The 6,590-nt window shown below is 69.6% G+C and carries 7 protein-coding genes; 5 read left to right on the forward strand and 2 right to left on the reverse strand.

The annotated features are described in order from the left end of the window. The first annotated feature begins 42 nt into the window (after positions 1 to 42). The 4 genes from FL311_RS21675 (at position 43) to FL311_RS21690 (ending at position 4,989) form a co-directional block, all read left to right on the forward strand. The gene (locus tag FL311_RS21675; RefSeq protein WP_141327559.1) at positions 43 to 1,083 is read left to right on the forward strand and encodes an aminoglycoside phosphotransferase family protein; all 1,041 of its coding nucleotides are present in this window, start codon (positions 43 to 45) and stop codon (positions 1,081 to 1,083) included. A gap of 28 nt (positions 1,084 to 1,111) precedes the next feature. Then, positions 1,112 to 2,143 (forward strand): NDP-sugar synthase, encoded by a 1,032-nt coding sequence (locus tag FL311_RS21680; protein WP_141327560.1) that lies wholly within the window; start codon positions 1,112 to 1,114, stop codon positions 2,141 to 2,143. A 75-nt stretch (positions 2,144 to 2,218) separates the two neighbouring features. Next, complete coding sequence (locus FL311_RS21685) at positions 2,219 to 2,929, forward strand: DUF3459 domain-containing protein (protein ID WP_141327561.1); 711 nt, start codon at positions 2,219 to 2,221, stop codon at positions 2,927 to 2,929. A 5-nt stretch (positions 2,930 to 2,934) separates the two neighbouring features. Further along, on the forward strand, positions 2,935 to 4,989 hold the full coding sequence (locus FL311_RS21690) for an amylo-alpha-1,6-glucosidase (protein ID WP_141327562.1): 2,055 nt from the start codon (positions 2,935 to 2,937) through the stop codon (positions 4,987 to 4,989). Here FL311_RS21690 and FL311_RS21695 read toward each other — a convergent pair. Further along, positions 4,974 to 5,738, reverse strand: a complete 765-nt coding sequence (locus FL311_RS21695) for a Stp1/IreP family PP2C-type Ser/Thr phosphatase (RefSeq protein WP_074957967.1) — start codon at positions 5,736 to 5,738, stop codon at positions 4,974 to 4,976. The two genes, FL311_RS21690 and FL311_RS21695, sit on opposite strands and share 16 nt — an antisense overlap. An 89-nt stretch (positions 5,739 to 5,827) precedes the next feature. Continuing rightward, complete coding sequence (locus FL311_RS21700; RefSeq protein ID WP_141327563.1) at positions 5,828 to 6,205, reverse strand: DUF192 domain-containing protein; 378 nt, start codon at positions 6,203 to 6,205, stop codon at positions 5,828 to 5,830. Positions 6,206 to 6,222: 17 nt separating this feature from the next. On the opposite strand from FL311_RS21700, the gene FL311_RS21705 reads away from it, so the two are divergent. Further along, on the forward strand, positions 6,223 to 6,590 hold a 368-nt coding region (locus FL311_RS21705; RefSeq protein ID WP_141327564.1), incomplete at its 3' end, for a tRNA (cytidine(34)-2'-O)-methyltransferase.

Consider the following 6,590-nt stretch of genomic DNA (forward strand, 5'->3'; position numbering starts at 1 on the left):
CATCTTCCTCTCGAAGACCCCCATTTGGAGAACCCCGTCGATATGGAACTCGAGGCCGCCCTGCGCGACCAGGTGGGACAGGCCATTGGCCGTCCCGTTCCCCAGGCTCCCATCAAGAAGCTGAAGGGAGACGCGAGCAACCGCTCGTACTATCGCGTCGGCGTCCCCCCGGAGAGCTGGGTGGTGATGCAGATGCCGCTGGACGCGACGAAGAAGAGCGAGGAGGCCACCAAGGGTGAGCCGCCCAAGGAACTGCCCTTCGTCAACGTGCACCGCTACCTGGAGAAGCTGGGCGTGCGCGTGCCGCGCATCCTGCGCTACGACGAGCCCGCGGGGATGATGGTGCTCGAGGACCTGAGCGACATCACCTTCGAATCCGCGCTGGAGGGCGGCAAGCACCGCGAGGCGCTCTACACCCGCGCGGTGGACCTGCTGGCGAAGCTGCGCGCCCAGGCGGAGAAGCACCAGGACCCGGACTGCCTGGCCTTCACGCGCGCGTTCGACGAGGACCTGTACGACTGGGAGCTGCACCACTTCCGCGAGTGGGGCCTGGAGGCGTGGAGCGGCAAGAAGCCCACGGACGCCGAGCGCGCCGAGCTGGACACCATCTTCCGCGACATCGCGAAGCAGCTGGCCGCCGCGCCCAGAGGCTTCACGCACCGCGACTACCAGAGCCGCAACATCATGGTGAAGGAGGGCGAGCTGGTGGTCATCGACTTCCAGGACGCGCTCCAGGGGCCACGCCAGTACGACCTGGTGGCGCTGCTCCGCGACAGCTACGTGGAGCTGGACCGCGCGTTCGTGGACGCGATGCTGGAGCGCTACATCGCCACGTTCCAGCAGGAGACGGGCGAGCGCATCGACCCGGTGGCGTTCAAGGCCTTCTTCGACCTGCTCACCGTGCAGCGCAAGCTGAAGGACGCGGGGCGCTTCGAGTTCATCCATCGCGTGAAGGGCAACCCGGGCTTCCTGGTGTCCATCCCGGCGTCGCTGCGCTACGTGCGCGAGGCGTTCCGGCACCGTCCGGAGCTCGCGCGGTTGCAGGCGCTGGTGGCGAAGTACGTTCCGGAGCTGGCCGCCTGAGTCGGGCACCGGGGGAGGGGAGGCGACGATGAAGGCGATGGTCCTCTGCGCGGGGCTGGGCACGCGGCTGCGTCCGCTGACGGAAGCCTGGCCCAAGCCGGCGCTGCCGCTGTTGGGGCAGCCGCTGTTGCGCTACCACCTGGCGGTGCTGAAGGCCGCGGGCGTGACGGCGGTGGGCATCAACACGCACCACCTGCCCGACACGATGGAGGCGGTGGCGCGCGAGGAGTGCGCTCGCGCGGGGCTGCCGCTGCACGTCGTGCGCGAGCCCGTCATCCAGGGCACGGGTGGAGGCATCCGGGGCCTGAGGGACTTCCTCTCCGACGGGGACTTCCTCGTCTTCAACGGCGACATCCTCTACCCGGTGGACCTGCGGCCCGTGGTCGCCATGCACCAGGCCTCCGGTGCGCTGGCGACCATGGTGCTGCAGCCCATGCCGGAGGGGGAGAAGTACGCGGCGGTGGAGCTGGACGGCGCGGGGCAGGTCCAGCGCATCGCGGGCCATGGCCCCGGCGGCGCGGGCCTGACGCCGTGGCACTTCACCGGCGTGCACGTGATGTCTCCGCGCATCTTCGACTTCATGACGGCCGAGGGACCCGAGGACATCAACCGCGAGGTCTACGTGCGCGCGATGTCGGCGGGGCAGGTGGTGCGCGGCGTCCGCGTGGATGGGTACTGGTCCGACCTGGGCACGCCGTCGCGCTACCTGGCCACGGTGCGTGACGTGCTCGCGGGGCAGGTGCGGCTGGAGTGGCTGGGCGCGGCCTCGCCGCTCGCGGGGACGGTGCGTGGGCTGGGCGCGTCGTGGGCGCATCCGGAGGCGGACGTTCGCGGCGCGCGAGTGGATGGCCCCGCGTTCTTCGAGCGGGGCGTGTCGCTCGCGGAGGGCGTCGTCGTGGGCGCGGGGGTGTCGCTCGGCGCCGAGGTGAAGGTGGGCGCGGGGGCCCGGCTCAGCCGCTCCGCTGTGTTCGAGCGGACGGAGATTGCCCCGGGTGAGACGCTCGAGGAGGTCCTCGCCTGGAAGCAGCACCGGATTCCCGCGCCGCTGACGGGGCGCTGACGCCTCGCGCCGCGCACCCGTTCGTCCCATCGTGCGCGGTGCTCGCGCCGCCAGAACCACGACCAGCTCGCCAACATGCTCGGAGGCCACCGGCTGCACCACGTCGGCGGCGAGCGCCGGGCGCGAGTGCTCACGATGCTGTGGCTCTTGTCGCCCCAGACGCCCATGTTCTTCATGGGCCAGGAGTGGTTCGCCAGCTCCCCGTTCCACTACTTCGTGGACCACAAGCCGGAACTGCAGGCGGTGGTGCGTCAGGGCCGCGACGCGTTCATCGGCCAGTTCGAGAGCGCGCGCCACGCCCTCGAGCGCGAGGGGTATGAGGAGCACGTGGATGAGCGCGCCTTCCGCCGCTCCCAGCTCGACTGGACGGAGCGGGAGTGCCGCACGGGGCCGCTCACGCTGCACCGGGAGCTGTTGCGCCTGCGCCGCGAGGACCCGGTGCTCGCCCGCCAGGATGGCCACCAGCTGATGGGGGCCGTCCTCTCCGAGAGCGCCTTCCTGCTGCGCTACCTGGGAGGCGAGGAGGAGGGGGAACGGCTGTTGCTCGTCAACCTGGGGAGCGAGCTGGAGCTGTCTCCCTGCCCCGAGCCGTTGTTGGCCCCACCCTGGGATGAAGGGTGGCGTATCGGACTGTCCAGTGAAGAGGTTCGATTCGGAGGGACAGGCTCTTGCTCACTGGATTCACTGAGGGGCGAGACGTCGTGGCGCGTGCCGGGGATGACCGCCCTGTGGATGACGAGTACTCGGGAGAGCAGGACCGGCCCCGGGCCTCGGATGGCAGGATGAGCCGCATGCGCGGACTGCCAGAGGTGAAGTTCGGATGGCCCGGGGGCGCCCCGGCCACGGAGGTGCTCGGTCGCGAGTGGCTGGTGACGAATGGCCTGGGGGGCTACGCGTCGAGCACCCTGGCCGGCGTCAACGCGCGCCGCTACCACGGCCTGTTCATCCCCAGCCTGCCCGAGAAGGGCCGCACCGTCATGCTGTCGCGGCTCATCGAGACGGCCCGGGTGGAGGGGCAGGTGTACCGGCTGGAGGGCGAGGTGCGCGCGGACGGGACGCTGGCGGGCGACACGTCGCTCTTGCGTGGCTTCCGGCTCGACGGCCTCATCCCCGAGTGGGACTACGTGCTGGGCCCCACGCGGCTTCGTCGCAGGCTGGTGATGGTGCACGGCGAGAACACGCTCTTCATCGAGTGGGCGCACCTGTCCGGGCCCGCCGTGAAGCTGCGCTTGAGGCCCTTCCCCACGTTCCGCGTCCACGAGCACGACTTCCCCCACGGCTACTGTCAGCCCAAGGTGGTGCTCCAGGGGGAGCGCATCGAGATGTGCGCGGGCAAGGAGGCCGAGCCCCTGCGCCTGCGGCTGTACTCGGAGGGCTCGGTGCCCTTCGTGGCGCTGCCGGAGATCTCCCCGCCCATCCTGTACCGCACCGAGCGCGCGCGCGGGATGCCGCACGTGGAGACGCAGGCGAGCCCCGGCTACTTCGAGTGCACGGTGAAGCCCGGAGGCCGGCTGGCGCTGGGCGCCACGGTGCGGGACTGGGCGGTGTTGGACCGCGACCCGGCCATCAGCTTCGACATGGAGCGCGAGCGCGAGTGGCGCCTGTTGGAGCGGGCGCCGGCGCAGGCCCGCAAGGACACGGCGGCGAGGCTGGTGCTCGCGGCGGACCAGTTCATCGTGGACCCCATGCGTCCGCGCGACGACGCGTGGGCGCGGGCCATCGGCGAGGATGCGCGCAGCGTCATCGCCGGCTACCCGTGGTTCACGGACTGGGGCCGCGACACGATGATTTCGCTCGAGGGCCTGACGGTGTCCACGGGCCGCCTGCGCGAGGCGGCGGCGATTCTGCGCACGTTCCGCCACCACGTCCGCGACGGCCTGCTGCCCAACCTCTTCCCGGAGGGCGAGGCCGAGGGCCTCTACCACACGGCCGACGCGACGCTCTGGTTCTTCCACGCGGTGGACCGCTACGTCACGGCGTCCAAGGACGAGGAGCTGTTGCGCGAGTTCTTCCCCACGCTGGAGGACATCGTCCAGAAGCACCTGAAGGGCACCCGCCACAACATCCGCATCGACCCGGACGACGGGCTCTTGACGCAGGGCGAGCAGGGCTACCAGCTCACGTGGATGGACGCGAAGGTGGACGGCTGGGTGGTGACGCCCCGGCGCGGCAAGGCGGTGGAGCTCAACGCGCTGTGGTTCAACGCCATGAAGCTGATGGCGGAGTGGGCCGTGCTGCTGGGCGTGGACCCCGCGCCCTACAACCAGGCCGCCGAGCGCGCGCAGGCGTCCTTCAACCAGCGCTTCTGGAACCCGCGCACCCAGTGCCTGTTCGACGTGGTGGACGCGGAGGGCGGCGGCAACGACGAGGCGGTGCGGCCGAATCAAATCTTCGCCCTCTCGCTCAAGTACCCGGTGCTCGCGCGCGACAAGTGGCCCCAGGTGCTGCGCAAGGTGGAGGTGGAGCTGCTCACCCCCGTGGGGCTGCGCTCATTGGCGTCGGACCACTCCGACTACAAGGCCACCTATGACGGCGACTTGCGCGCGCGCGACGCGGCGTACCACCAGGGCACGGTGTGGAGCTGGCTCATCGGCCACTACGTGGACGCGGCGCTGAGGGTGCAGCCGGACCGCGCCCACCTGCGCGACGTCATGGACGGCCTGGAGGCCCACCTGCGACAGGCGGGCGTGGGGCAGGTGAGCGAGATCTTCGACGCCACGCCCCCCTTCCGTCCCAGGGGCTGCATCGCCCAGGCGTGGGGCGTGGCGGAGGCGCTGCGCGTCTTCCTGCGCACCGCCCGAGCAGGCTCAGGCGGGGGCCGCGCGGGGACTCAGGCCGGGTGGTAGCGGGCGAGCACGCATGTGACGTTGTCGTTGCCGCCCGCGGCGTTGGCCATGTCGATGAGCTGGGAGCACGCCTTGTCCAGCTCCGGCGTGCGCCCGAGGATCTCCTGCATCTGCGCGTCGGTGACCATGCCGCTCAGGCCGTCCGAGCACAGCAGGAAGACATCGCCCGGCTGGGGCTCCACGCGGGAGACGTCCACCTGGACGTTCTCCTTCATGCCCAGCGCGCGCACGATGACGTTCTTGTGCGGGAAGTTCTCGACCTCCTCGGGCGAGAGCTTCTTCGCCTTGAGGTAGTCGTTGAGCAGCGAGTGGTCCTCGGTGATCTGCTTGAGGGCGCCGGAGCGGAAGAAGTACACGCGGCTGTCGCCCACGTGCCCGACGTAGGCCACGTCGCTGGCGAAGTGCACGCTGACGATGGTCGTCCCCATGCCCTTATACTTCGACTCGCTGCTGGCCTTCTCGTAGATGCGCGCGTTGGCGAGCTTGATGCCGGTGGCCAGCCGGTTCTCGTCATAGTTGCGCTGCTTGTCCATCTTGAAGGGCCAGGTGCTGTCCTGGTCCTTGGACGTCATCTTGTAGAACTCACCCAACTCGTCCACGGCGATGCGGCTGGCAATCTCTCCAGAGGAGTGGCCACCCATCCCATCCGCGACGATGAAGAGGTGCTCCTCGGGCAGCATGAGGAAGTTGTCCTCGTTGTGATTCCGCTTCATCCCGACGTGGGTGCTGCCGGCTACCTCGATGCGCATGCGCGGGAACTCTTCTAAGGGGACGAGAAACTGGCGGGGCACGTTAACAAAGCGCTCGGAAATCGGTCAAAACTCGTGCGCATCGTGGGTCAGCCAGGGGACATCGGAGCAGAGGAGGCAGGCTCGAAGCTCAAGCGGTCCCCTTCCTGGGTGCCGCTGGCGGCGAGCACGCCCGCGGGCAGCTCCAGGACGGAGCGTGCCTGCAGGTACACGGAGGTGGCCCGCCAGGGGGGCAGGGCCATCATCTGCTTGACGATGCGCCCCTGGGCGTCCAGGAAGGCCACGTCGATGGGAATGCGCATGAAGAACGTGTGGATGGAGTTACAGGGCTGGATGTGGAGGCCCTCGCCCACGGCGAGCTCGGTGCGGCCCATCAACCCCTTGAAGCGGTGGGCGAAGGACGTGGCCTTCTCCGCCCGGTCCGCCAGCGGCCTCTGCCGCGTCTCGTTGGTCACCTTCCAGCGCATGTAGCGCGTTCTACCCCATGCTCGAGCCCCTGGCGCGTCCTCTGCATCTGGTCCTGGTCTCTCCCCAGATTCCCCCCAACACGGGCAACGTGGCCCGCCTCTGCGCGGTGACGGGCTGCCGGCTCATCCTCGTGGAGCCCCTGGGGTTCTCCATCGATGACCGCCAGCTCAAGCGGGCGGGGCTGGACTACTGGGACAAGGTATTTCTCCGCCTGTACCCGACGTATTCGGCCTACGTGGAGGCGTATCCGGAGGCGCGGCGGTGGTTGTTCTCGGCGCGGGCCCAGACGTCGTTGTTCGAGGCGGGGTTCGAGGCGGGGGACCACCTGGTGTTCGGTTCGGAGGTGACGGGGTTGTTGCCGGAGGTGATGGAGGGGGGGACGGG

The organism is Myxococcus sp. AB025B (assembly GCF_006518215.1).
GTDB classification, from domain to species: domain Bacteria; phylum Myxococcota; class Myxococcia; order Myxococcales; family Myxococcaceae; genus Myxococcus; species Myxococcus fulvus.